The organism is Methylobacterium sp. AC832 (genome assembly GCF_979256025.1).
This window is the reverse complement of record NZ_CEEDMV010000006.1, coordinates 140,778-163,980: the sequence shown is the minus strand read 5'-3', so window position 1 is coordinate 163,980 and position 23,203 is coordinate 140,778. Positions and strand designations below refer to the sequence as shown.

Here is a 23,203-nt window from a genome sequence, read left to right as displayed (position 1 = left end):
CAACAGGATTGCCCATGTTCGACCTGACCGGCCGCAAGGCTCTCGTCACCGGCGCGACCGGCGGCCTCGGCGGCGCCATCGCCAAGGCGCTCCACGCGCAGGGTGCCATCGTCGCCATTTCCGGCACCCGCCCCGAGGCGCTGGAAGCCCTGTCCGCCGAACTCGGCGGCGAGCGCGTCCACCTCGTGCCCGGCAACCTGTCGGACAAGGATGCCGTCGAGGCCCTGGTGCCGGCGGCCGAGGCCGCGATGGGCGGCCTCGACATCCTCGTCAACAATGCCGGCATCACCCGCGACAACCTCATGCTGCGGATGAAGGACGACGAGTGGGATGCGGTGATCGCCGTGAACCTCACCGCGGCGTTCCGGCTCTCTCGGGCGGCGGTGAAAGGCATGATGAAGCGGCGGAACGGCCGTATCATCAATGTGGGGTCCGTCGTGGGCGCCACCGGCAATCCCGGCCAGGTGAACTATGCCGCCGCCAAGGCCGGCCTCGTCGGCATGACCAAGGCCCTGGCCGCCGAGGTCGCCACCCGCAACCTCACCGTCAACTGCATCGCGCCGGGCTTCATCACCTCGCCGATGACGGATGTGCTCAACGAGAAGCAACGTGAGGGAATTCTCACCCGCGTGCCCATGAACCGCCTGGGCACCGGGGACGAGATCGGCGCGGCAGCCGTCTATCTCGCCTCCGCCGAGGCCGGCTATGTCACCGGCCAGACCTTGCACGTGAATGGCGGCATGGCGATGTATTGAGGCGTCTTTTATTGCCTTGACACAGAGCACTTTGCTGCACTGCACACGAAAAATAAGTGTTCCTTCGCTCGAAAAAGCCACAGCGATGAACGGTTTGTGAACCGCCCCTCGCCAGCACGAAAACCCTGTGCTACCACCCCGGCTGCCGTGCGAGGGGGGTTGACGGTTCTGCGTGTTGCGGGTTCTCAAGGCCACGCGCGATCGGACACCGGCCGCCTTCAAAATCCTCACAAGCGGGATGGCGGCCACGGCGCCTTCACCATCACGATCGAATAGCTAAGGACCAAGAACGATGAGCGATATCGCTGAGCGCGTGAAGAAGATCGTTGTCGAGCACCTCGGCGTTGAGCCGGAAAAGGTAGTCGAGGGCGCAAACTTCATCGATGATCTCGGCGCCGACAGCCTCGACACCGTCGAGCTCGTGATGGCGTTCGAGGAAGAGTTCAACGTCGAGATCCCCGACGATGCCGCCGAGACCATCCAGACGGTCGGCGACGCCGTGAAGTTCCTTGAGAAGAACTCCGCCTAAGCGCGAGGGGCAAAAGGCGCATCGACAAGCGGGGCTCGATCGCCCCGTGCGCCGTTTGGAATGATGATGACGGGACCGGTTCGGGATAACGCGATGCGTCGGGTTGTGGTGACGGGCTTAGGCATGGTGACGCCGCTGGGAAGCGACGTCGAGACCACCTGGAGCCGGTTGATCGCGGGAGATAGCGGAGCGTCGCAGGTGACAGCCTTCGACGTGTCCGATCTCGCCTGCCGCATCGCCTGTTCGGTCCCGTTCGGAGACGGCAGCGACGGCACCTTCAATCCCGACCGGTGGATGGAGGCGAAGGAGCAGCGCAAGGTCGATCCGTTCATCGTCTACGCCATGGCCGCCGCCGGCCAGGCGCTCGACGATGCCGGATGGCATCCGAAGTCCCACGAGGATCAATGCGCCACCGGCGTGATGATCGGCTCCGGCATCGGCGGGATCGGTGGCATCTACGACGCCTCCGTGACCCTGCACGACAAGGGGCCCCGGCGGATCTCGCCGTTCTTCATTCCCGGCCGCATCATCAACCTCGCCTCGGGCCAGGTCTCGATCGCGCACGGGCTCAAGGGGCCGAATCACGCGGTGGTTACCGCCTGTTCCACCGGCGCCCATGCCATCGGCGACGCGGCCCGGCTGATCCAGTTCGGCGATGCCGACGTCATGGTGGCGGGTGGTGCCGAATCTCCGGTGAACCGCCTCGCGCTCGCGGGCTTCGCCGCCTGCCGCGCCCTCTCCACAGGTTTCAACGACCAGCCAACCAAAGCTTCGCGCCCCTATGACAAGGACCGCGACGGCTTCGTCATGGGCGAAGGCGCCGGCGTGGTGGTGTTGGAGGAATACGAGCACGCCAAGGCGCGCGGCGCTCGGATCTATGCCGAGGTGGTCGGCTACGGCCTCACGGGCGACGCCTACCACATCACGTCGCCGGCCCCGGACGGCGACGGCGCCTTCCGCTGCATGAGCGCCGCCGTGAAACGCGCCGGCATCTCGGCTGGCGACATCGACTACATCAACGCGCACGGCACCTCGACGCCGATGGGCGACGAGCTCGAGCTCAAGGCCGTCGAGCGTCTGCTCGGCGACAACGCGTCCAAAGCCGCCATGTCCTCCACCAAATCGGCTGTAGGGCATCTCTTGGGCGCGGCTGGCGCCATCGAGGCGATCTTCTCGATCCTCACCATCCGCGATGGCGTGATGCCGCCGACGCTGAACCTCGACACACCGTCGGTGGAAACGGCCATCGACCTCGTGCCGCATGAAGCCAAGCGCAAGCAGGTGGATGTCGTGCTGTCGAATTCTTTTGGATTTGGCGGGACGAATGCGTCGCTGGTGATGCGGCGGGTCTGACGGCGGAAGGCTGTCACCGGCAAGATCGGGAAGAGGGACGGCGGACCCAGTAAGGGCCAATGCAGTTTGACCCGTTGGTCCCCAGCCGAAAGTCTTGTTTTCCATCGATAGCGACATTCGTCGGAAACGGACGGCAAAGCCGAAACCAGTCGCCCGTGGGCGAAAGTCTACTCCCGCATGGTAGCTTTCGTTATTGCGCGCGTCCTAGATCAGCGGTGATGCATCCTCCTCGCTCCACCTGCTCCCTAACCTCGTCATCTCGCTCACGGCGAAGATCCTGATCGCCCCGGCCTCGTATCGCCTGCTCGAGCGGCAGGCGGGGGCCTTCCTCGAACGCCTCGTGAGGTTCACGCAAAAGGGCTGTTGGCAACGGGGGCGGGGCCGTGACGATGGAGCGGTAATACGCCTTTTTGCCACAAAACCGGTTCACTCCGTCTCGTATAACCCGGCCGCCCGGGTGTAGTCAGGTTTGACGCACGGAACCTGTGGTCTCCATCCGGGAGGTCCACCCATGCACCGGCACCTCATTGCCTGAGACTCGTGGCACGCATGGCCCCCGGTCGGACATGACAACACGACGACCGCATCGTCGGGCCGAGAAGAGGTTGGCGAGAGGCGAGGCCCGAACAGGATGTCCATGTTCTTCCGCAAGCGCAAAAATCCGGACCCGGCGCCGTTTCCGGTCCCCTCCGAAGAGCCGGCACAGCTGAACCGCGCGTCGCCGCGCAGCCCCAGCGAGGCGATCAAGCCCACGGCCGCGCCGCCCCCGCCGGACCGTCCGGTGCGCGAGCGCGGCGGGTTGCTCAGCACAATCAGCGGCCTGCTCACCGCCGCCGTCATCCTGGCCATCGCGGCGATGATCGGCGTGACGCTGTTCGACCGGCAGATCCGCGAGCCCGGCCCGCTCGCCGCCGACAAGGTCGTGGTCATCCCGCCGCGCAGCGGCACCTCCGAGATCGCCGAGGCTCTGAGCCGGGAGGGCGTCATAAGCCACACCGCCCTGTTCGAATGGGCCTCCCGCTTCTCCGGCAAGGCGCTGAAGGCCGGCGAGTACACGTTCAAGGCTCATGCCAGCATCGGCGACACGATCGAAACCCTGTCCACCGGCCGGCAAGTGCAGCACGCCATCACCTTCCCCGAGGGGCTGACCTCCGAACAGATCGTGGTGCGTCTCAACGAGAACGACATCCTCACCGGCGACATCAACGAGATCCCGCCCGAGGGCTCGCTCCTGCCCGACACCTACAAGTTCGAGCGCGGCGCCACCCGTCAGCAGATCGTCAACCTGATGCGCGCCAAGCAGCGCGAGGTGCTCAACCAGATCTGGCTGCGCCGCTCGGCCGAGATCCCGGTGAAGACCCCGGCCGAGATGGTGACCCTGGCCTCCATCGTCGAGAAGGAGACCGGCCGGGCCGACGAGCGCCCTCGCGTCGCCGGGGTGTTCGTGAACCGCCTCAACAAGCGGATGAAGCTGCAATCGGACCCCACCATCGTGTACGGTCTGGTAGGCGGACGCGGCACGCTCGGCCGTGGCATCCAGCGCTCGGAGATCGACCGGGCCACGCCCTACAACACCTACGTCATCGAAGGGCTGCCGCCGGGGCCGATCGCCAATCCGGGCCGCGCCGCGCTCGAAGCCGTCGCCAACCCGTCGCGCACCAAGGACCTCTACTTCGTCGCCGACGGCACCGGCGGCCACGCCTTCGCGGACAGCCTGGAAGGCCATTCGCGCAACGTCGCCCGCTGGCGCCAGGTGGAGCGCGCCCGCAAGGAGGTGCCCACCGACGCCGCCCCCGTGGACAAAGCCGATCCTCCGGCCGATCCGTCGAGCGTGCCGGGCCGGGCCTCCGCCTATGCGCCGGAGGGCACGAACTTCGCCGGCGGCGCCCCCGACCCGTCGGCTCCGCGGCCGAAAGCCTTCGACGCGTCGGAGGGCACCAAGCTCGACCCGCTGCGCAACAAGACCTTCGACCTCAACTCGGCCAAAAGCGTCCCGGCGCTGAAGCCGCAATGAGGCGCACGCCCGCCGCGCGCATACCCTCTCCCCGCTCGCGGGAAGAGGGCCGCGACGACCCCGTTGTCGGCGCGGCGAGGCGGCAGCCGAAAGTGAGGGGACGGAGCCGGAAGAGGCTCGTCCGGATGTACCCCCTCACCGCCGCTCCGGCTTCGCCTGCGCTTCCTGTCGGCACGACGAGGTGCCGACAGGCCTCTCCCCGCCCGGCGGGGAGAGGGGAAACTCGGCGACCGACCGCCTTTCTCGACCACGGCTCTCGACCATGATCCTCTCCAGCATGACGGGCTTTGCCCGCACCACCGGCACCACCGGCCCGGTGCAATGGGCCTGGGAGGTCCGCAGCGTGAACGGGCGCGGCCTCGACGTGCGCCTGCGCGTGCCCAACGGCCTGGAGGCGGTGGGCGAGGTTGCCCGTACCGCCCTGCAGAAGACCCTGACGCGGGGTCAGTGCCAGCTTTCGCTCAACCTCACCCGGCCCGAGGCCAAGGCGCGGGTGCGGATCAACGAAACCCTGCTGGCCGAGCTCGCCGCCGCCACGGCGCGCGTGCCGCGCCCGGAAGGGCTCGCCCCGGCCTCCCTCGACGGATTGCTCGGCATCCGCGGCGTCATCGAATCCGACGAAGAGCCGGCGGTGGAAGCGGACAGCCTCGCCCATGACCTCGCCGAGGGCGTGGTCCGGCTCGTCGCCGACCTCGTGGAAGCGCGCCGCGCCGAGGGGCGCCAGCTGCGCGCCATCATCGAGGGGCAGCTCGTCGCCATGTCCCGCCTCCGCCAAGCCGCCGAGGCCTGCCCCGGGCGCCAGCCCGAGGCGGTGAAGGCGCGGCTGTCCGCGAGCATCGCCGCCTTGATGGAGGCCGGCGGGCTCGATCCCGGCCGTCTGCACCAGGAGGCCGTCCTCATCGCCGCGAAAGCCGACGTACGCGAAGAACTCGACCGTCTGAGCGCCCATCTCGACAGTGTCGGCGAGTTGCTGGCTAAGGGCGGCGCCATCGGCCGCAAGCTCGATTTCCTGGCCCAGGAGCTCGGCCGCGAGGCGAATACCCTCTGCGCGAAGGCCGGAGACATCGCGTTGTCGCGGATCGGACTCGACTTGAAGGCCGTGGTGGAGCAATTCCGCGAACAGGTTCAGAACGTCGAGTAGGTTTTTCGGACATGCAGGCCACGACGATCGGGCGGCGCGGGTTCATCCTCATCCTGTCCTCGCCCTCGGGAGCGGGGAAGACCACGCTGACGCGCGCGGTCGCCAGCGACCCGAAATGGGGGCTCGATCTCTCGATTTCGGTGACGACGCGACAGCGCCGACCCTCCGAGATCGACGGCAAGCACTACAATTTCATCGACCGTGAGGCCTTCGACGCCCTGCGCGGCGCCGACAACCTGCTCGAATGGGCCGAGGTCCACGGCAATTTCTACGGCACGCCGCGCCGCCCGGTGGAGAAGGTGCTCGGCGCCGGCCGAGACATGATCTTCGACATCGACTACCAAGGCACGCGGCAGGTGAGGGCGAAGCTCGCGGACGACGTGGTGACGGTGTTCATCCTGCCGCCGAGCCTCGCAGAGTTGCGACACCGCCTCGAGCGCCGGGCCGAGGATTCGCCGGAGACCATCGAGAAGCGCCTCGCCAATTCCCGCGTCGAGATCCAGCGCTGGAACGAGTACGATTACGTCCTCGTGAACGACGACCTCGACGATGCTTTCCACTCGCTGAAAGGCATCCTTACCGCCGAGCGCCTCAAGCGCGCCCGCAACACCGGCCTGTCGGATTTCGTCGACGGGCTTCTGGCCGAGCCCGACAGGATCGCCTGAGGAGCCGAGCCCGATGTCGACACCCGACCGGACCATCCGCTTCGACCAGACCTGCCCGATCCTGCGCATCTTCGACGAGGCGAAGGCGCGCGAGTTCTATGTCGACTTCCTCGGCTTCGGCCTCGATTGGGAGCATCGCTTCAGCGACGACTTTCCGCTCTACGCCCAGGTCTCGCGCGCCGGTCTCATCCTGCATCTCAGCGGCCATCACGGCGATGCGACGCCGGGCTCCACGACCTTCGTGCGGATGGCGGGCATTCACGCCTTCCAGGCGGAACTCAGCGCTCGGAACTACGTCCATGCCAAGCCGGGCGTCGAGAACCTGCCCTGGGGGCTGGTGATGACGGTGACCGACCCTTTCGGCAACACCCTGCGTTTCTGCGAAGATCCTGCGGAGCCGTAGGTCACCGCGGTCGCCGGACGCTCGCCCGATCCGTCACAGTCGCGTAGCCCGGAACACCCCCGGCCCGGTCAGGGTTGGCCCGCACATGACCGGCCGGAAAACGTGTCGCCCCGGTCGGACCCACGTGGCCAGCGGAGCGAGCAATGGATTTCGGGATCGAGGGACGGGTCGCCGTCGTCACCGGGGGCGATTCCGGCATCGGCTACGCCACGGCCGAGCTGCTCCTGAAGGAGGGAGCAAAGGTCATCCTCAGCGATAAGGTCGCGGAGGCCTTGGAGAAAGCGGCCACCGCACTGTCCGGCCTCGGTACCATTGTGGCGGTGGTCGCCGATCTGACACAGCCGGCCGATGTCGAAGCGCTGGCGATTAAGGCGCGCGAGGCCTTCGGTGCGGCCCCGACCATCCTGGTGAATGCCGCCGGCATCACCGGGGCTACGGGCGACTTCCTCGACCTGACCGACGAGGATTGGCTGGAGACGATCCAGACCGACCTGATGGCGGCGGTGCGGGTGACACGCGCTTTCATCCCCAGCATGCGCGAGGCCGGGTGGGGGCGGATCGTCCTGTTCGCCTCCGAAGACGCGGTGCAGCCCTATGTCGAGGAACTGCCCTATTGCGCAGCGAAGGCCGGAATCCTCAGCCTCGCCAAGGGTCTCTCTAAGGCCTACGGGCCGGAAGGCGTTCTGGTGAACACCGTCTCCCCTGCCTTCATCGCCACACCGATGACCGACGCTATGATGAAGAAGCGCGCCGAGGAGAAGGGGACCTCCTTCGATGAGGCGATCGCGAGCTTCCTCCACGAGGAGCGCCCCGGCATGGTGGCCAAGCGCCGGGGACGGGCGGAGGAGGTGGCGGCGGCCGTGGCCTTCCTTTGCTCCGAACAGGCGAGCTTCGTCACCGGCGCCAATCTGCGCGTCGATGGCGGATCGGTCGCGACGATCTCGACCTGAAAAGGGTTCAGCCGCGCGGCGGCAGGATCGTGGCGCGGCGGGCCTCGAGGGTCTGCCACAGGATCAGGGAGGGCAGGCCGAGCACCACGTCCGGCACGCGCTTGGCAAGCGACAGGGCGATGGCGGTGCCGGGGTCGATGCCGAACAGGCCGCCAACCAGAACGAACCCGCCTTCCTGAACCCCTAATCCGCTGGGCACCGGGAAGGCCGCCGATTTAATGGCCTGGCTCAAGGCCTCGATGATGATGACTTCGGCGAGGCCCACGCCCCCCACGCCCCCCACGCCCATACACGTCAGCGCGATCCAGATCTCAGTGGCACCGAGCATCCAGGCGAGGAGGTGCAGGACGACGCCTTGGAGTAGCAGGGGCCAGCGCTTCGGGGCCCAGACCGTGTCGAGAGCGCCATGCACGCCCGCATCGGCAGGCGCCGAGCCGGGGACGGCCTCCTCTTGGTCGCGCAGGAAGCGACGGGCGAGCTCGGCGATGCGGCGCTCGACACCCCGGATGAGCGGACTGCGCTGAGAGACGAAGAAGGCTGTGAGCACGATGGCGGTGACGCCGAGCGCCCGCAGGGCCCAAGCCGCGAGGGACGCGGCGGACTCGCCTTCCATCTGCATCAGTAGCGCGACGCCGATGAGCACGAAGAGGGCCTGCGTGCCGACTTGGATCAGCATGTCCACCAGGATCGAGGCCGCGGCGAGTTTGCCCGGGACCCCCCAGAAGGTGAGGAGGCGCCCGCCGACGACGTCACCGCCGACGGAGGCCACCGGAAGGAGCACGTTGATCCCGTCCCGCACGAAACGGAGGATGAGGAACGCTCCCGCCTCGGCGGTGGCAGCGAGCCGGTGCAGCACCCGCTCCCAGGCAAGACCGCAGAGCGACAGGATGACGACGCGCATCAGCACGATGCCGGCGAGCCCGACGATCCCGATCCGCCCGAAGGCATCCGTCACCGAGGCGATATCGTGGGTCGCCACCAGCCAGATCGCCAGGACGAGGCCGAGTACCGTCCCCAGGACGGGCAGGTATCGCAGGACGTGCCTCACGGCGCCCGTACGGGCGGGAGGAGGCGCCACGACCCGGCGCGTCACCGGTACAACTCTGTGGAATGGACGAGCGCCAAGGGCGACGATCCTCTTCTGCTCGGCGGGCACCGCATCCGGCGCAAAGTCTGCCACCCAAATTGATCCCGGATCCGCCCTAAAGCGGCATTGGGGCCGAAATCGGAGATCGCTTCATTCGGACCGGCGGGCGGGCGGATAGACCGTATCGAGGGCCTGCTCGGCATTACCCTCGGGATCAATCAGCACGATGCGGTTGCGCGAGAGGCTGAAGGAGGTCGCCACCGCCACGAACCGCTTCGGGCAGGGGCCGAGGCAGCCCGTGGACACCACGCGGGTCATCCCGCCGAGGCCGCGCCTTTTCGCCTCCCGCTTGAGCCGCCCCCGGATCTCGTCCTTCTTCAGGCCGACGCGCTTGGTGCATTTCGCGCAGACCAGGACAATGTCGGAATAACCCGACTTCGCCGTCCGCACGGTTGTGTCCTTGTCGTGCTTTGCCAAATCCGGGTGCCCGTTCCACATCCGGCGCGCCGAGGGGAGTGGGCGCCGCCGCCGCCACACCTAACCATGGGGGGGAGGGGCGGCAACGGGGCGTGTCGCCTCGCCGGCTCCGCGCCGTTCAGCCGTAGGCCGCCACGGCCCGGACACTGCCGGGCTCGGCGACGCTGATGCCGGCATCGACATATTCATTGAGTTTGTTGCGCAGGGTGCGGATCGAGATGCCGAGAATCTTGGCGGCATGGGTACGGTTGCCGAGGCAATGGTCGAGCGTGTCGAGGATCAGCTCGCATTCCACCTGAGCCACCGTCCGCCCCACGAGGCCACGGGTGGCGGCCTCGGCGACCTGGGCGGCGCGTTCCACCGGCCCGGCAGAACGGGCGAAGGATTCGCCCTCCGGGGTGGAGATCGCGTCGGCGTCGATCTCTGGGCCCGTCGCCAGCAGGACCGCCCTGTGGAGGGTGTTCTCGAGTTCGCGCACGTTCCCGCGCCACGGATTCTCACGAATGATCGCCTGCGCCTCGCGGCTCAGGACACGGACCGGCACGCCGTTCACCTCGGCGTATTTCTTGGCGAAGTGGGAGGCCAGCTCGAGGATGTCGGCCGGGCGCTCGCGCAGCGGCGGCAGGCGCAGGTGCACGACGTTGAGGCGGTAGAACAGATCCTCGCGGAACGTGCCCTTGCGGACCTCGTCGATGAGGTTGCGGTTGGAGGTGGCGAGCACCCGGATATCGACCTTCACGGGGGGCGTGCCGCCGACCCGATCGATCACTCGCTCCTGCAGCGCGCGCAGCAGTTTCGATTGCAGGCGGACATCCATCTCGGAGATTTCGTCGAGCAGCAGCGTGCCGCCATTGGCTTCCTCGAACCGGCCGATCCGGCGGGCGACGGCGCCGGTGAAGGCGCCCTTCTCGTGGCCGAACAGTTCGGATTCGAGCAGAGCTTCCGGGATCGCGGCGCAGTTGACCGAGACGAAGGGCCGGCTCGAACGGGTCGACTTCATATGGACGTGCCGGGCGAGCACCTCCTTACCGGTGCCGCTCTCGCCGGTGATCAGCACCGAGGCTTCCGACCGTGCGACCTGCTCGGCGAGCTTCACCACCCGCTCCATGGAGGCGTCACGCCAGACGAAAGCGCGTCCGTCCTCGGAGACCGCCTGCAACACGGCGGCGATCAATTCCGGATCGGGCGGCAGGGGAATGTATTCGCGGGCACCCGCCTGGATCGCGGCCACGGCCGCCTTGGCATCGGTGGCGACGCCGCAGGCGACCACCGGGGTGCGGATGCGCTCGTCGGCGAGCGCGGTCACGAGTTCGCGGATCGGCTGGCCCACATCGATCATGACGAGGTCGGCGCCCTTGGCGCGCAGCACGGCGAGACCCTGCGCCACCCCGTCCGCATGGGTCACGGCCGCGCCGCGACTCATGGCGATCTTCGAGGCGGTGACGAGTTCGCCGCTCAAGCGTCCGATGATGAGGAGCCGCATGGTCTAGTATCCTGTGTCGGTGGAGCCTCGCGCAGCAGCGCGGCGGGCGGGATCAGTGGTCGCTCTTGATGATCTCGGTCATCGTCACGCCGAGGCGCTCCTCCACGAGGACGACCTCCCCGCGCGCGACGAGGCGGTTGTTGACGAAGATGTCGATGGCCTCGCCGACCTTGCGGTCGAGTTCCAGCACCGCGCCGGGCTGCAGCCGCAGCAGGTCGCCGATGGGCATGCGGGACGACCCCAGCACGGCCGAGACCATGACCGGGACATCGAAGACCTGTTCGAGATCGGCGGCGCTTTTCGGGGTGGTGGGCGCCTCACGAATCGATTCGGAGCCGAGCCCGTCGAAGGACGCGTCGCCGCCATTGAGAAGCGGCAGGCTGAAATCGTCGGCCATCAGGATCTTTCAAAGTCGCGCGTTACAGGGGGGGTCGTCGACGGATCAGGATTCGAGAGGATGGCCGATGGCTTCGAGCACGGCGGCCTCGATACGGGCACGGTCACGCACCACCCCGCCATCGGCCCATTCCATGCGGGCATCGCCGGGGGCGAGATCGGGCTCCCCGAGGACGATCAGACGCCCTTCGAAGCCGCGCTCGCGGGCGAGGCTCTTCACCAGCGCTTCGACTTCGTCCACCAGCCTGTCGTTCACGCGCACGACGAGATGCGGCACGCCGCGCAGGTGCTGCATGGCGGCCCGCGCCGCGTCGCCGATCGCCGCCAGCGGATGGGCATCGAGGGCATCGCCGGCGATACGACGCGCCAGGGATACGGCGAAGGCCATGGCCTCCTCCTCGCGCGCCGCGTCCCGCGAATCCGCCTGGCCGATGAGGCCGGCGGCGGCGAGGCCGACGCGGGTGAGGGCATCCGCCATGCGAGCCTGGGCCTGGGCCTCGGCCTGGGCGCGCCCTTCCTGGACACCCCTCGCATGGGCCTGTGCCACGGCCTCGGCCAGGGCCGCCGCTTCCTTCGGCGAGACGGTCGCGCCCTCGCGCGGCCGGAAATCGGTGTCGAACAGGAACCGGCGGGCGTTCAATAGACCAGCTCCTCTTCGCCACTGGACTTGGCGATCATGATCTCACCCTTCTCGGCCAGTTCCTTGGCGAGCTCGGTCATCTTGGCTTGCGCCTCATCGACGTCCTTGAGCCGAATCGGCCCCAGCGAGCCCATCTCGTCGTTGATGTTCTTGGCCGCGCGGGTGGACATGTTCTTGAGGAAGAAGTTGCGCACGCGCTCGTCGGCGCCCTTGAGCGCGCGGCACAGGGTATCGGTGTCGACCTTGCGCAACAGCGTCTGCACGCTGCCCGCATCGAGCTTCAGCAGATCCTCGAAGGTGAACATGAGCTGGCGGATCTTCTTGGCCGAGCCGCGATTGGCCTGGTCCAGGGCCGCGAGGAACCGGCCCTCGGTCTGGCGGTCGAAGGCGTTGAACACGTCCGCCATCAGTTCATGGGCGTCGCGCCGCGTGGTCTGCGCGATGGTCGAGACGAACTCGACGCGCAAGGTCTCCTCGATATGGCGCAGGGCTTCCTTCTGCACGGTCTCCATCCGCAGCATGCGGTTGAGGACGTCGATGGCGAAATCCTCGGGCAGGATCGTCAGGACCTTGGCGGCGTAATCCGGCCGCACCTTCGACAGCACGACGGACACCGTCTGCGGGTATTCGTTGCGCAGGAACGAGGCGAGGATCTCGGGGTCGATCTGCGTCAGGCTCGCCCAGACCCGCTTGCCCGAAGCGCCTTTGATCTCCGCCATGATCGCCGAGACCTGCTCGGTGGGAAAGATCTTGAGAAGCAGCGATTCGGTGCGCTCGTAGTTCGAGGTGATGCCGCCGCCCGAGGAGAGCCGCGAGACGAAATCCACGATCAGCCTCTCGACGGTCTCCGCCTCTAATGATCCGAGCTGGACCATGGCGTGCGAGACCATCTTGACCTCTTCCTCGTCGAGCATCTGCCAGATCGGCGCGCCCTCCGTCTCGCCGAGGAGCAGGAGGAGCGCAGCCGCGCGCTGGGCGCCGGTCATGGCGTTCAAGCCCGCCTTGCCGAGTTCCTGATCCGGGATGACGCTCAACCCCGAGGACATGCCTCACTCCTCTTCACCGTTGTGGCTGCCGTTTCGAAGACCATCGCCCACCCGCTCAACTGTCGTGGATCCAGTTGCGCAGGACCTCTACCGTCTCGCTCGGACTGCCGCGGACCATGTCCACCACCCGTTGGACGGTCTCCGCCTGGACCTTGCCGTTCAGCTGCGCGAAGTCGACGAGGCGGGCGGTGGGGTTGTCGCGTGCCACCAGGACCTGGTCGGGGCCCGGCTCGCCGCCGGCCAGTGCCGGACCCGCCATCAGGATGGCCTGGGCGGGCTCCGAGGCGAGGACGCGGCGTAGAAGGGGACGGACCACGGCCATGAGGACGATCACGGTCAGGATCAGAAGCACGGAGAGTTCGACCATCCGCATGACGTCTTCCTTGGACGGCGCCAGGAACGACTGGATCAGCGACGGCTCGGTGAACTCGACGGGAGCGGGCGTTTCGGCAAAACGCAGGTTGACCACCTCGACCTGGTCACCCCGGTCCTTGTCGTATCCGATGGCGGTGCGGACCAGGGTGGCAATCCGCTCGATGTCGTTGGCGGGGCGCGGCTGATAGACGGGCCGTCCATCGGCCCCCGGCACGTAGGCGCCGTCGACGAGGACCGCCACGGACAGGCGCTTCAGACGTCCGCCTTCCTCGACCACCGTCTTGGTGACGCGGGAGATCTCGTAATTCGTGGTCTCCTCGTCCTTCTTCGTGGAATCCTTCGAGTTGGGATTCGGTGTCGGCTGGTTGGCGCCCGGCAATTCGTTGCCGACCGTCACGGCGCCCTCTGTCCCCCCGGTGAGCGCGCTTTCGCTGCGGGTCTGGGTCGAACGGATGACTTTGCTCTCTGGATCGAAGGTCTCCGAACGGCTCTCTATGCGGTTCCGGTCGAGCTCCGCGGTGACCTGCACCCGCGAGCGACCCGTGCCGACGATACCGGCCACGATCTCTTCGATCTGGGACCGCAGACGGCGCTCGAGGCCGACCTGCTTCTCCTCCATACCGGCGCCGGTCTCGGCCTCAGCACCCCGTGCCCCGTCCGCCAGCAGGCGGCCGCGCTCGTCGACGATGGAGATCCGCTCCGGCTTCAGGCCTTCCACCGCCGAGGCGGCGAGGTGACGGATGGCGCGGACCTGGGACGGGTCCATGTCGCCGACGAGCTTGAGCACGATGGCGGCGCTCGGCAATTCGCGGTCGCGCTCGAACAGGCGGCGCTCCGGTATGACGAGGTGCACGCGCGCCGCCTGGACCCGGCCGATGGCCCGGATCGAGCGTGCGAGCTCGCCCTCGAGCGCGCGCAAATGATTGACGTTCTGAACGAAATTGGTCGACGAGAACGCATCGCCCTTGTCGAAGATCTCGTAGCCGACGCCGGAGGCGCTGGGCAGACCCTTGCCGGCAAGGTCCATCCGCAGGCGCGGCAGGTCGGCCCGAGGCGCCATGATGGTCTGGCCGGCATCGCCCCGTGTTTCGTATTTGATGCCGCGCGCATCGAGGTCGCGGATCACGGCGCCCGAATCCTGCATCGACAGGTCGGCGAAAAGGACACCCATATCGGGCTTCGAGACGCGCAGGATGACGAAGGCGAAGAAGCCGATCAACGTCAGCGTCACGGCCGCCATGGCCGCGAGCCGTGCCGGTCCCAACTTCGTCACCAGTTCGAGAACCGACTTCACGACGCGACGTACCCACCCGAACCGGAGCGACGGAAGGGCCGCGCTCACTCGGCAAAATTTGCCCAGGCCGTGGTTAGCGTTCGGTTAACGATTGTCTTAACGAATGAAAAAAGGGTGTGGCTCGGTCCTGCCGCGGCGGTCCCTGTAACGAAAGAACCGCGCCCTTGAGGGGGCGCGGTTCTTTCGTGGATCGACGGTGGTCCGAGGCATTGTCTCGGCATCCGGAGCGGACGCCGAACTCCATTGACCTCAGTGGCGGTAATGCTGGATGCGGGTTGTACGCAATCCGGCGAGACCGTGCTGGTCGATGGAGAACTGCCAGCTCAGGAATTCCTCGGTGGTAAGGGTATAGCGCTGGCAGGCTTCCTCGAGACTGAGAAGTCCGCCACGTACGGCTGCGACGACTTCCGCCTTCCGGCGGATAACCCACCGTCTGGTCGTGGTCGGCGGAAGATCGGCAATGGTCAACGGACTGCCATCTGGCCCGATGACGTATTTGACTCTCGGGCGGCTTGGTTCGGTCATGATACGCTCTACAACTCGACTGACCTGTCGAGCCAGGAAGGTACTTGCGCCCGCTTAAGATATGTTGAAGCGGATCGATTGCATCTGATTCGTTTTTTCCACGATCATGTGGACAACCCGGCTCCGATGTTCTGAACGCTCGATATCGGCAGCCGCGAATTGCCAATCAGCAGCACCGGTTCTGTACCGCTGAGATCGACGCCATCGACTTTTCCGGCAACCTGCGTATCGACGCTAACCTGTGCACCAGTGGCGTCGAAGGCATCGATCTTGATCGAGTAGCTGCCGTTTGCGGAGGTGAAACCCGAGGTGGATCGACCGTCCCAGGCGAAAGTCTGCGCACCCGCGGTCAGCGCCTTCGACTGTGTCGCCACCACGTTGCCCTTGGCATCGCTGATCGTCATCGTCGCCTGTTTGGCGGCCCGCGCCGGGGTCAGCGTCCAGACCGCCGAACCATCCTTCAGGTTGGCGACCCGCCCGTCCGCCGTCACGCTCTGACCGATGAAACCGGTCGCTGCGGCGGCGCTGGACGCCTTCGCATTGTTGAGGATCGAGTCCAACCGGTCGTTCGACTTCAGCTGTTGCTCGACGCCGGCATATTGCACGAGCTGCTGCGTGAACTGGTTGGTGTCCAGCGGGTCCATCGGATTCTGGTTCTTCAGCTGTGTCGTCAGCAGGGTCAGGAACTGCTGGAAATTACCGGCGATCTCCTGCGAAGCGCCGGTGGCGGTATTCGGGTTCGTGATGGAGGAGCTGCTCGAAGCTCCGGTGATGCCCGATGTCATGGCAGTGTCCTCAGATTCGGATGTCGAGACCGCCGAGACCGCGCAGCATTCGCAGCGGCACGGCGTCGTTGGGAAGGCGTTGTTCTTTCAGGTCGGAGCCGCCGTTGCCGGAACGGCCGTCACGGCTGCCCCCGCCATCCCGCTCGGCGCCGTTGCCCCCGGTGGAGCCGGTGTCGCTGCGCAGGGACAGATTGATGCCGACCTCACCCGCGTCGAAACCCGCCTGTGACAGGGCCTGTTGCAGGTTGCCGACATCGCGTTGCAGCAGGGCCAGGGTCTCCGGCCGATCGACCGTGAGATGCGCAGTGACCGTGCCGTTGTCCTTGTCGATGTCGAGATTCACGTCGATCCGTCCGAGATCCTTGGGATCGAGGCTGATCTCGAAACGGTTGGACCCGGCCAACGACCGCAGCCCAATGGTCATCGCCACCGCGCCGAGGGGCACCGGCACAGCTTGGGCCTGGGGGAGGATGGCGGCGGGATCAAGCGCGGGCGCGGGAAGCGGGGCCGCCGGCGCAGGGCCGAACGGCGTGGCTGGGGCTGAAGCGAGATCGCCGGAGGCCATTGCCGAACCGGAGGCGAACTCATCGAAAGCCTTGACCGATATGGTCTCGCGCTCGGAAGAAGCCGAGCGGTCGGTTCCGAGTGCGGGGAGGGCGGCAAGGCGACCATCGGGGGCTCTCGCAGCACCGATGCCGTGTGAAACGATTTCGCCAGTGTTCGGAGGGGGCGCGGCACCGGCCTGTGTCGCCATCGCGGGGGCGTTCGCCGCGGGCGGAGGCGCGACGGATTCGGGCGGAGCGAAGGCGAGAGTCATCATGCCGGTCGCATTGGGCACCATACCGTCCGCTGGGACCGCCACGTCCTCGCTCGGCTCATCCGCCGTCGTGATCGGGTTGGCCTCCGCAGGCTCAGAGACGATGGCCTGAACCGGAGCGGTCGCGGCCGCCTGTACCATTGTCGAGGGAGGCAAGGTCGAGGAAGGTAAGGCACTTCCGGTCTGAACCCGGGAGGCGGACAGACGACCGTTTCCCGCAATGGGCAGCAAGGCTTGACCCGGCGGAGCGTCCGGGACCTGCCCCTGACGAGCCTGCACGGGCGAAGGTTCGGCGCCGTCGATGATCGGCAAGCCTGCCTTGCCACCTTGCTGCGGCATTTGAGCTGGCTTGGCGACAACATTGGTCTGCTGCTCGCTCAGCCACGGGAAACCGCCAAGGCCGGCCTCGCTCGGCGGCGTCGCCGGATCCTCGTCCTCTCGGGCTCGCGGCAGTCCTGTCTCGGCCGCATCCGCCATCTGTCCTGCGGCACTGTCTGTCGAAGGCTGTGACGACGGGATCGTAGCCTTTGCCAACCGGACCAGATCCGAGATCGGCAAGGCGGATTGCGCGATCGCCGAACCCAGCGACGCCGTAGCGACAGGTTTGGCTGCTCCACCGTCGCGGGTCGCCGCCTTCGGCTCTGCCGCTCCGCGTAAGACCGGTATCGCGGACGGGGCGGGCCCTTCCACGGGAATGCTAAAGCGTTCGAGGCCATCCGAAGCGGTCGAATGAAGCGCGGCGGGACGCGCGGCGACCGCGCTCGCCAACCGCACGCCCTTTTCTCCGCTGATCGACGTGGTGGCCATGGGGCGTCATCTCCTCGCCCCCACCGCGCAAACTTCGAGCCACGATTTACACACCACAACCCGTTGTTCTAACAACCAAATTTTTTCCCGCTTTTGAATCTTACCGACGCGACCCGGCGAAATCGTCCCCGTCCCGGCAGGATTTGCCGGGTTCAGTGCTCCGGTATGCGAGCCCCGCCTCGCGCGTGCCTGGAAGTTCGACCTCAGGATCGCTATAGACTTCGCATATGCGGGCGCTGCGGCCTGCCGGCGAACCCGTGACGTGATGAACTCCCTCGACCTCCCCAAGGCCCCGCACGAGACACGCGTCGTCGTCGCCATGTCCGGCGGCGTGGATTCCTCCGTGGTGGCAGGCCTGCTCAGCCAACAGGGCTACGATGTCGTTGGGATCACGCTGCAGCTCTACGACCATGGGGCGGCGGTCCATCGCAAGGGTGCCTGCTGCGCGGGCCAGGACATCCACGATGCGCGCCGGGTCGCCGAGACGCTCGGCATCCCGCACTACGTCCTCGATTACGAGGACCGCTTCCGGGAATCGGTGATCGACCGTTTCGCCGAGAGCTATCTGGCCGGCGAGACGCCGATCCCCTGCGTCGAGTGCAACCGCTCGATCAAGTTCCGCGATCTTCTGGCCACCGCCCGCGACCTCGATGCCGACGTGCTGGCGACCGGCCATTACGTGGCCAGTCGCCCCCTCGAAGCCGGCGGGCGCGGCCTCTACCGCGCCCTGGATCCGGCCCGCGACCAGAGCTACTTCCTTTACGCCACCACAGCCGAGCAGCTCGATTTCCTACGTTTCCCCCTGGGCGAAATGCCGAAGGACGAGACCCGTCGCCTCGCCCGTGAACTCGGCCTCGCCATTGCCGAGAAGGCCGACAGCCAGGACATCTGCTTCGTGCCCCAGGGGCGCTACGCCGACGTCATCGCCAAGCTGCGGCCGGATGCGGCGCGCGCCGGCGACATCGTCGATCTCGAAGGCCGCGTGCTCGGCCAGCATGAGGGCATCATCCATTACACGATCGGGCAGCGGAAGGGCCTTCGCCTCGCCGTCGGAGAGCCGCTCTACGTGATCCGCCTGGAGCCGGGTTCCGCCCGCGTGGTGGTGGGTCCGCGTTCCGCCCTGGCCACCAGCCGCATCCGGCTCGACGACTTGAACTGGCTCGGCGGCATGCCCCCTGGCGGGGTCGTCGACATGCCTGTGGCCGTGCGGGTCCGCTCGACCCGGGAGCCACGCGCCGCGCATCTGACGGTCGATCGGGACGGGGCAGCCGCCGAGGTCGTTCTGGCCACACCGGAAGACGGCGTCTCTCCGGGCCAGGCCTGCGTCATTTATGCCGATGACGGCCCACGCTCGCGTGTGCTCGGCGGCGGCACCATTCGTCGCATCGACGCGTTGGCAGCCGGAGCGGCGCAAGCCGCCTGACGCCGACCCGCAGACCCGAGCCAAAACCTTCCCATCCGCAGGATCTAGAGACGATATGCTGAGCGAGCCGCAGGCCGGTCCGAGCACGGCCCTGATGCGCAAGGCCTATGCCCGTTGGGCACCGGTCTACGATGTCGTCTACGACAAGCTGACCGAGCCTGCCGCGCGCGATGCGGTGATGGCCGCCACCGCCTGCGGGCCGCGCATCCTGGAGGCCGGCGTCGGCACCGGCTTGTCGCTCGGCTATTATCCGCCGGGCAGTTTCGTCTGTGGCGTCGATCTCTCCGAAGACATGCTGAAGCGCGCCCGCGCCAAGGTACTCCGCCGCCGGCTCACCCATGTCCGCGGTCTTCAAGTGATGGATGTGTGCCGTCTCGGCTATGCCGATGCCAGCTTCGATGCCGTGGTCGCGCAGTTCCTGATCACCCTGGTGCCCGACCCGGAGGCCGCCTTGTCGGAATTCCTCCGGGTGGTGCGGCCGGGCGGAGAGATCGTGCTCGCCAACCATTTCGGCCAGACCAAGGGGGCCGTGGCCAAGGTCGAGGAAATCGTGGCGCCGCTCTGCACCAAGATCGGCTGGTCCTCGGCGTTCAAATCGACCCGGATCGAGGCCTGGGCTCAGCGCAACGGCGTCGAGTTCATCGGCGTCTCACCGACCTTTCCCGGTGGATTCTTCAAGATCCTGAGGATGCGGAAGGCCGGCTGATCCGGCGCGGCGAAGCGGGGACATGACACGCAACTCGAGCGGCGCGCTCCGACGCGCCATGCGGTGGCTGCCCGTCCTCGCCCTGGTGGCCCTGTCGCTGGGTGTGCTCGTCTCCGGAGCGCCGCATCTCTTCAGCCTGGACCGCCTGCTGTCCTATCGCGCAGCGCTCATGGAGGCGGTGGCCGAGGACCGGTTGCGGTCCATCGGGATCGCCTGCCTCGTCTATATCGGCTGCGTGATCGTGTCCGTGCCCGCCTCGCTGGTGCTGACCATCCTGTCGGGCTTTCTGTTCGGGACGACTACCGGGGCGGGGATCGCTCTCGTCTCGGCGACGACCGGGGCGGCCATCGTCTTCTCCATCGGCCGTGGTCCGATGTCCGAGTTTCTCGTCACCCGCGCCGGACCGCGCCTCGGACGTCTGGCCGCCGGATTTCGCGACGACGCGTTCGGCTACATCCTCGTCCTGCGGCTCCTGCCGATCTTTCCGTTCTGGATGACCAACCTCGCCCCGGCGGCCTTCGGCGTATCCCTGCGCACCTTCGTGCTCGCCACGTTTCTTGGCCTGGCCCCCGGCGCCTTCGTCTATGCGGCGGCCGGAGCGGCGATCGAGGACGTCATCGCGGCCAACGAAGCCGCCAAAGCGGCCTGCCTGGAGAGCGGCGCCGTCGCGTGCGACGAGGCCCTGTCCCTGCGGTCGCTGGTCACCGTCAAGACAGCCGCGGGCCTCGGCGGGATCGCCGCCTTCGCGCTCCTCTCCATCGCGTTGAGACGCCGCTTCGCCCGCAGACGCGCGGGTCCGTCCTAGCCCCTCACGCCAGATCCCCATTGCGGGGGTACTCGACGGGGCCGCGCGCGAAGCGTAACCGTCATGCAAACAACAAGATCGACATGTGTCGTTCGACGCCGAGGGAACGGAATACCGGTGCTGGCCCGGTGCCGCGCCAGAGCAACCGGGACGAGCAAAGAAACCCGGGAGCAGGGATGATCGGGACCCCGTGATGGACGCGACGCCACGCGCCGACATGGAATCACCTGTCCCCGTCGCAGCGGAGGCTCGGGCGGGGATCGGCCGACATCTCGGCCTGTCGGGCCGGCTGTTCCTCGTGACCATCGCCTTCGTCGCCCTCGTCGAAATCCTGATCTACGTGCCCACCGTCGCGAATTACCGGCGCATGTGGCTGTCGGACCGGATCGCCGCCGCGCAGATCGCCGCCCTCGTCCTCGATGCCTCGCCGGATCAGCATGTCTCGGATGAACTGGCCCGGCATCTTCTGAAGGGTGTCGGCGCCAGCGCCATCGCGGTTCGCGGCGACGGCACACGCCGCCTGCTTGCGGTGGACGCCGTGCCGTCGGAGGTCACCGGCCATGTCGACCTGCGCTCGCATGACTGGATCACCTCCATCGGGGGGGCATGGCGGACCGTCTTCTGCGAGAATCAGGGTCCGATCCGGGTCATTGGCCATGGGCGGGACGGGTTCGACCTCGTGGAGATCCTGCTCGACGAGGCGCCCCTGCGCGAGGCGCTGATCGACTTCGCCGATCGTCTGCTGCTCTCGTCGCTGGCGATCGCCGCCACGGTGGCCGGCCTCGTCTTTCTGATGCTGCAGCGGATCATCGTGCGGCCGGTTCGGCGCCTCGCCCGCAACATCACGGAATTCGCGGACGATCCCCAGGGGAGCGACCGCATCATCACGCCCTCGCGCAGGACCGACGAGATCGGCCATGCAGAGGTGGCCCTGGCCCGCATGGAGACGGCGCTCGCGGGCGAGCTACGCCAGAAGCGCCGCCTCGCCGAGCTTGGCCTGTCGGTGAGCAAGATCAACCACGAGCTGCGCAACCTCCTCACCACCGCCCAGCTGCTCGGAGACCGTCTTGAGACGGTGTCCGACCCGGCGGTGGAGCGTATCGCCCCCCGCCTCCTCGCCACGCTCGGCCGGGCGATCCGTTTCTGCGAGGAGACCTTGGCCTATGGTCGGGCGACCGAGGCAATGCCGCAGCGGCGCACAATCCAGCTCGCACCGCTGCTGGCCGAACTGTCCGATCTGGCGAGGCTCGACGACGCGTCACGCGTGACGATCCGCGTCGTATGCGAGCCGGATATCGAGGTGGAGATCGATCCGGATCAGTTCTCGCGCGCGCTCACCAACATCGTGCGCAACGCCGTGCAGGCCATGGGCGCCGAGAAAGCCGGAGCGCCCGATCCGGTCATCGAGATCGAGGCCAGCCGCCACGGTAAGCCGGGTTCGGGAAACCTGACCGTTGTCGTCTCGGATAACGGACCCGGGCTTCCCGAACGGGCGCGAGCGAACCTGTTCGCGCCCTTCGAGGGGTCGATGCGCGCGGGGGGGACGGGGCTCGGCCTGCCGATCGCCGCCGAGTTGATCCAGCTTCAGGGCGGACGTCTCACCCTGGATCAAACGCAGGAGGGAGTGGGTGCGCGCTTCCGGATCGTGATCCCGGACCGCGCGCAAATTTCGCTCTGAGCTTATTCCGCCGCCGCCAGGGTCAGGCCCGGCACGGTGATGCCGATGTCGCGAAGCAGTTCCGCATCGGCGTCGGTCTCGTTATTGGCCGTGGTGAGAAGACGCTCACCGTAGAAGATCGAGTTCGCGCCGGCGAGGAAGCATAGGATCTGCGCTTCGCGGGTGAGCCCCTTGCGGCCGGCGCTGAGACGCACACGCGCCTTCGGCATGACGATGCGGGCGGTGGCGCACATCCGGACGAGATCGAGCGGGTCCACGGGCGGACGGTCCTCGAGAGGTGTCCCCTCGACGGCCACCAGGGCGTTGATCGGAACGCTCTCGGGATGGGGGGCGTGGTTGGCGAGCACCTGGAGCATCGCCGCGCGGTCCTTCACGCCCTCGCCCATGCCGACGATGCCGCCGCAGCAGACGCCGATCCCGGCATCGCGCACGTTCTGAAGGGTGTTGAGGCGATCCTCGTAGGTCCGCGTCGAGATGATGTCGCCGTAGAAATCCGGGCCGGTATCGAGGTTGTGGTTGTAGGAGGTCAGCCCGGCCTCGGCGAGGCGCCCGGCCTGGGACGGGGTGAGCATGCCGAGCGTGACGCAGGCTTCCATTCCGAGGCCGCGGACACCGCGCACCATGGAGAGGACCGCATCGAATTCCGGCCCGTCCTTGGGCTGGCGCCAGGCGGCACCCATGCAGAAACGATGGGCCCCGGCGGCTTTCGCGGCGGCGGCCTCCTTCAGCACCTTGTCCACCGCCATCAGGCGCTCACGCGGCAGGCCGGTGCCCTTGTGATGCGCCGATTGTGGACAATAGGCGCAATCCTCCGGACAGGCGCCGGTCTTGATCGACAGCAGGGCGGCGCGCTGGATATCGGCCGGGTCGTTATGCGCGCGGTGGACCTGTGCCGCCCGGAACACGAGGTCGAGGAGCGGCAGGTCGTGGATCGTCTGGATCTCCGCCACGGTCCAATCGTGCCGGATCGCAGGGATCTCGGTGGCGGGGAAGGGGGCGAGGGGGGCCACGGTGTCAGTCATGGCCCCATGAGGCGAATCTTCGCCGGA

23 protein-coding genes are annotated in these 23,203 nt (G+C 67.3%); 12 read left to right on the top strand and 11 right to left on the bottom strand.

Annotated features, from left to right (window positions below; all coding sequences use genetic code 11):
* Window positions 1–14: 14 nt before the first annotated feature.
* The 8 genes from fabG to AC0IXR_RS19705 all read left to right on the top strand — a co-directional run bounded on the left by fabG (window position 15) and on the right by AC0IXR_RS19705 (window position 7,810).
* Window positions 15–755 (top strand): 3-oxoacyl-[acyl-carrier-protein] reductase, encoded by a 741-nt coding sequence (fabG, locus tag AC0IXR_RS19740; protein WP_056423767.1) that lies wholly within the window; start codon window positions 15–17, stop codon window positions 753–755.
* Window positions 756–1,047: 292 nt separating this feature from the next.
* Window positions 1,048–1,284 (top strand): acyl carrier protein, encoded by a 237-nt coding sequence (locus tag AC0IXR_RS19735; protein ID WP_018044468.1) that lies wholly within the window; start codon window positions 1,048–1,050, stop codon window positions 1,282–1,284.
* 93 nt (window positions 1,285–1,377) lie between these two features.
* Window positions 1,378–2,637 (top strand): beta-ketoacyl-ACP synthase II, encoded by a 1,260-nt coding sequence (fabF, locus tag AC0IXR_RS19730; protein WP_471761875.1) that lies wholly within the window; start codon window positions 1,378–1,380, stop codon window positions 2,635–2,637.
* 637 nt (window positions 2,638–3,274) lie between these two features.
* Entirely contained in the window at window positions 3,275–4,651 is a 1,377-nt protein-coding gene (mltG, locus tag AC0IXR_RS19725) for an endolytic transglycosylase MltG (RefSeq protein ID WP_419952880.1), read from the top strand.
* Window positions 4,652–4,913: 262 nt separating this feature from the next.
* Window positions 4,914–5,792, top strand: coding sequence for a YicC/YloC family endoribonuclease (locus tag AC0IXR_RS19720; protein WP_471761874.1), 879 nt, complete (start codon window positions 4,914–4,916; stop codon window positions 5,790–5,792).
* A gap of 11 nt (window positions 5,793–5,803) precedes the next feature.
* Window positions 5,804–6,457 (top strand): guanylate kinase, encoded by a 654-nt coding sequence (gene gmk, locus AC0IXR_RS19715; protein ID WP_461233056.1) that lies wholly within the window; start codon window positions 5,804–5,806, stop codon window positions 6,455–6,457.
* Window positions 6,458–6,470: 13 nt separating this feature from the next.
* Window positions 6,471–6,860, top strand: a complete 390-nt coding sequence (locus tag AC0IXR_RS19710) for a glyoxalase superfamily protein (protein ID WP_471761873.1) — start codon at window positions 6,471–6,473, stop codon at window positions 6,858–6,860.
* A 143-nt stretch (window positions 6,861–7,003) separates the two neighbouring features.
* Window positions 7,004–7,810: an SDR family NAD(P)-dependent oxidoreductase gene (locus AC0IXR_RS19705; RefSeq protein WP_471761872.1), complete on the top strand. Its 807-nt coding sequence runs from the start codon at window positions 7,004–7,006 to the stop codon at window positions 7,808–7,810.
* A 7-nt stretch (window positions 7,811–7,817) separates the two neighbouring features.
* Here AC0IXR_RS19705 and AC0IXR_RS19700 read toward each other — a convergent pair whose 3' ends face one another.
* From AC0IXR_RS19700 to AC0IXR_RS19655, 10 genes are all read right to left on the bottom strand, one after another.
* Window positions 7,818–8,903 carry a lysylphosphatidylglycerol synthase domain-containing protein gene (locus AC0IXR_RS19700; RefSeq protein ID WP_471761906.1) on the bottom strand — a complete coding sequence of 362 codons (1,086 nt, stop codon included), beginning with the start codon at window positions 8,901–8,903 and terminating at the stop codon, window positions 7,818–7,820.
* A gap of 144 nt (window positions 8,904–9,047) precedes the next feature.
* The gene (locus AC0IXR_RS19695) at window positions 9,048–9,347 is read right to left on the bottom strand and encodes a (2Fe-2S) ferredoxin domain-containing protein (protein WP_244478134.1); all 300 of its coding nucleotides are present in this window, start codon (window positions 9,345–9,347) and stop codon (window positions 9,048–9,050) included.
* Between the two features lie 145 nt (window positions 9,348–9,492).
* Complete coding sequence (gene flbD / locus AC0IXR_RS19690; protein ID WP_471761871.1) at window positions 9,493–10,857, bottom strand: sigma-54-dependent transcriptional regulator FlbD; 1,365 nt, start codon at window positions 10,855–10,857, stop codon at window positions 9,493–9,495.
* Between the two features lie 52 nt (window positions 10,858–10,909).
* Entirely contained in the window at window positions 10,910–11,254 is a 345-nt protein-coding gene (gene fliN / locus AC0IXR_RS19685; RefSeq protein ID WP_056423780.1) for a flagellar motor switch protein FliN, read from the bottom strand.
* 45 nt (window positions 11,255–11,299) lie between these two features.
* Window positions 11,300–11,893, bottom strand: a complete 594-nt coding sequence (locus AC0IXR_RS19680; RefSeq protein WP_471761870.1) for a FliH/SctL family protein — start codon at window positions 11,891–11,893, stop codon at window positions 11,300–11,302.
* Window positions 11,890–12,939 carry a flagellar motor switch protein FliG gene (fliG, locus tag AC0IXR_RS19675; protein WP_056423785.1) on the bottom strand — a complete coding sequence of 350 codons (1,050 nt, stop codon included), beginning with the start codon at window positions 12,937–12,939 and terminating at the stop codon, window positions 11,890–11,892. The genes AC0IXR_RS19680 and fliG overlap by 4 nt, the downstream gene beginning before the upstream one ends.
* Before the next feature lie 55 nt (window positions 12,940–12,994).
* On the bottom strand, window positions 12,995–14,608 hold the full coding sequence (gene fliF / locus AC0IXR_RS19670; RefSeq protein WP_056424440.1) for a flagellar basal-body MS-ring/collar protein FliF: 1,614 nt from the start codon (window positions 14,606–14,608) through the stop codon (window positions 12,995–12,997).
* Between the two features lie 249 nt (window positions 14,609–14,857).
* A complete protein-coding gene (gene sciP / locus AC0IXR_RS19665) occupies window positions 14,858–15,133 on the bottom strand; it encodes a CtrA inhibitor SciP (RefSeq protein ID WP_018044452.1) in 276 nt (91 codons plus the stop codon).
* 104 nt (window positions 15,134–15,237) lie between these two features.
* Window positions 15,238–15,918, bottom strand: a complete 681-nt coding sequence (locus AC0IXR_RS19660) for a flagellar hook assembly protein FlgD (protein ID WP_056423787.1) — start codon at window positions 15,916–15,918, stop codon at window positions 15,238–15,240.
* A 10-nt stretch (window positions 15,919–15,928) separates the two neighbouring features.
* Window positions 15,929–17,542 carry a flagellar hook-length control protein FliK gene (locus AC0IXR_RS19655; protein WP_471761869.1) on the bottom strand — a complete coding sequence of 538 codons (1,614 nt, stop codon included), beginning with the start codon at window positions 17,540–17,542 and terminating at the stop codon, window positions 15,929–15,931.
* A 265-nt stretch (window positions 17,543–17,807) separates the two neighbouring features.
* Here AC0IXR_RS19655 and mnmA point away from each other — a divergent pair, with 265 nt between their 5' ends.
* The 4 genes from mnmA to AC0IXR_RS19635 all read left to right on the top strand — a co-directional run bounded on the left by mnmA (window position 17,808) and on the right by AC0IXR_RS19635 (window position 22,154).
* Complete coding sequence (gene mnmA, locus AC0IXR_RS19650; protein WP_056423793.1) at window positions 17,808–18,965, top strand: tRNA 2-thiouridine(34) synthase MnmA; 1,158 nt, start codon at window positions 17,808–17,810, stop codon at window positions 18,963–18,965.
* Window positions 18,966–19,020: 55 nt separating this feature from the next.
* Window positions 19,021–19,671 carry a class I SAM-dependent methyltransferase gene (locus AC0IXR_RS19645; protein WP_461233062.1) on the top strand — a complete coding sequence of 217 codons (651 nt, stop codon included), beginning with the start codon at window positions 19,021–19,023 and terminating at the stop codon, window positions 19,669–19,671.
* Window positions 19,672–19,693: 22 nt separating this feature from the next.
* Window positions 19,694–20,476, top strand: a complete 783-nt coding sequence (locus AC0IXR_RS19640) for a TVP38/TMEM64 family protein (RefSeq protein WP_056423796.1) — start codon at window positions 19,694–19,696, stop codon at window positions 20,474–20,476.
* A gap of 193 nt (window positions 20,477–20,669) precedes the next feature.
* Window positions 20,670–22,154 (top strand): sensor histidine kinase, encoded by a 1,485-nt coding sequence (locus tag AC0IXR_RS19635; RefSeq protein WP_471761868.1) that lies wholly within the window; start codon window positions 20,670–20,672, stop codon window positions 22,152–22,154.
* 2 nt (window positions 22,155–22,156) lie between these two features.
* On the opposite strand, the gene bioB is transcribed toward AC0IXR_RS19635, so the two are convergent.
* Window positions 22,157–23,176 carry a biotin synthase BioB gene (bioB, locus tag AC0IXR_RS19630; RefSeq protein ID WP_056423798.1) on the bottom strand — a complete coding sequence of 340 codons (1,020 nt, stop codon included), beginning with the start codon at window positions 23,174–23,176 and terminating at the stop codon, window positions 22,157–22,159.
* Window positions 23,177–23,203 lie beyond the last annotated feature (27 nt).

What these genes read in the sequence shown, in the direction of transcription:
- fabG (WP_056423767.1), top strand. Translation starts at nt 15, where the DNA reads ATGTTCGACCTGACCGGCCGCAAGGCTCTCGTCACCGGCGCGACCGGC.
- AC0IXR_RS19735 (WP_018044468.1), top strand. Translation starts at nt 1,048, where the DNA reads ATGAGCGATATCGCTGAGCGCGTGAAGAAGATCGTTGTCGAGCACCTC.
- fabF (WP_471761875.1), top strand. Translation starts at nt 1,378, where the DNA reads ATGCGTCGGGTTGTGGTGACGGGCTTAGGCATGGTGACGCCGCTGGGA.
- mltG (WP_419952880.1), top strand. Translation starts at nt 3,275, where the DNA reads ATGTTCTTCCGCAAGCGCAAAAATCCGGACCCGGCGCCGTTTCCGGTC.
- AC0IXR_RS19720 (WP_471761874.1), top strand. Translation starts at nt 4,914, where the DNA reads ATGATCCTCTCCAGCATGACGGGCTTTGCCCGCACCACCGGCACCACC.
- gmk (WP_461233056.1), top strand. Translation starts at nt 5,804, where the DNA reads ATGCAGGCCACGACGATCGGGCGGCGCGGGTTCATCCTCATCCTGTCC.
- AC0IXR_RS19710 (WP_471761873.1), top strand. Translation starts at nt 6,471, where the DNA reads ATGTCGACACCCGACCGGACCATCCGCTTCGACCAGACCTGCCCGATC.
- AC0IXR_RS19705 (WP_471761872.1), top strand. Translation starts at nt 7,004, where the DNA reads ATGGATTTCGGGATCGAGGGACGGGTCGCCGTCGTCACCGGGGGCGAT.
- flbD (WP_471761871.1), bottom strand. Translation starts at nt 10,857, where the DNA reads ATGCGGCTCCTCATCATCGGACGCTTGAGCGGCGAACTCGTCACCGCC.
- fliN (WP_056423780.1), bottom strand. Translation starts at nt 11,254, where the DNA reads ATGGCCGACGATTTCAGCCTGCCGCTTCTCAATGGCGGCGACGCGTCC.
- fliG (WP_056423785.1), bottom strand. Translation starts at nt 12,939, where the DNA reads ATGTCCTCGGGGTTGAGCGTCATCCCGGATCAGGAACTCGGCAAGGCG.
- sciP (WP_018044452.1), bottom strand. Translation starts at nt 15,133, where the DNA reads ATGACCGAACCAAGCCGCCCGAGAGTCAAATACGTCATCGGGCCAGAT.
- AC0IXR_RS19660 (WP_056423787.1), bottom strand. Translation starts at nt 15,918, where the DNA reads ATGACATCGGGCATCACCGGAGCTTCGAGCAGCTCCTCCATCACGAAC.
- AC0IXR_RS19655 (WP_471761869.1), bottom strand. Translation starts at nt 17,542, where the DNA reads ATGGCCACCACGTCGATCAGCGGAGAAAAGGGCGTGCGGTTGGCGAGC.
- mnmA (WP_056423793.1), top strand. Translation starts at nt 17,808, where the DNA reads ATGAACTCCCTCGACCTCCCCAAGGCCCCGCACGAGACACGCGTCGTC.
- AC0IXR_RS19645 (WP_461233062.1), top strand. Translation starts at nt 19,021, where the DNA reads ATGCTGAGCGAGCCGCAGGCCGGTCCGAGCACGGCCCTGATGCGCAAG.
- AC0IXR_RS19640 (WP_056423796.1), top strand. Translation starts at nt 19,694, where the DNA reads ATGACACGCAACTCGAGCGGCGCGCTCCGACGCGCCATGCGGTGGCTG.
- AC0IXR_RS19635 (WP_471761868.1), top strand. Translation starts at nt 20,670, where the DNA reads ATGGACGCGACGCCACGCGCCGACATGGAATCACCTGTCCCCGTCGCA.
- bioB (WP_056423798.1), bottom strand. Translation starts at nt 23,176, where the DNA reads ATGACTGACACCGTGGCCCCCCTCGCCCCCTTCCCCGCCACCGAGATC.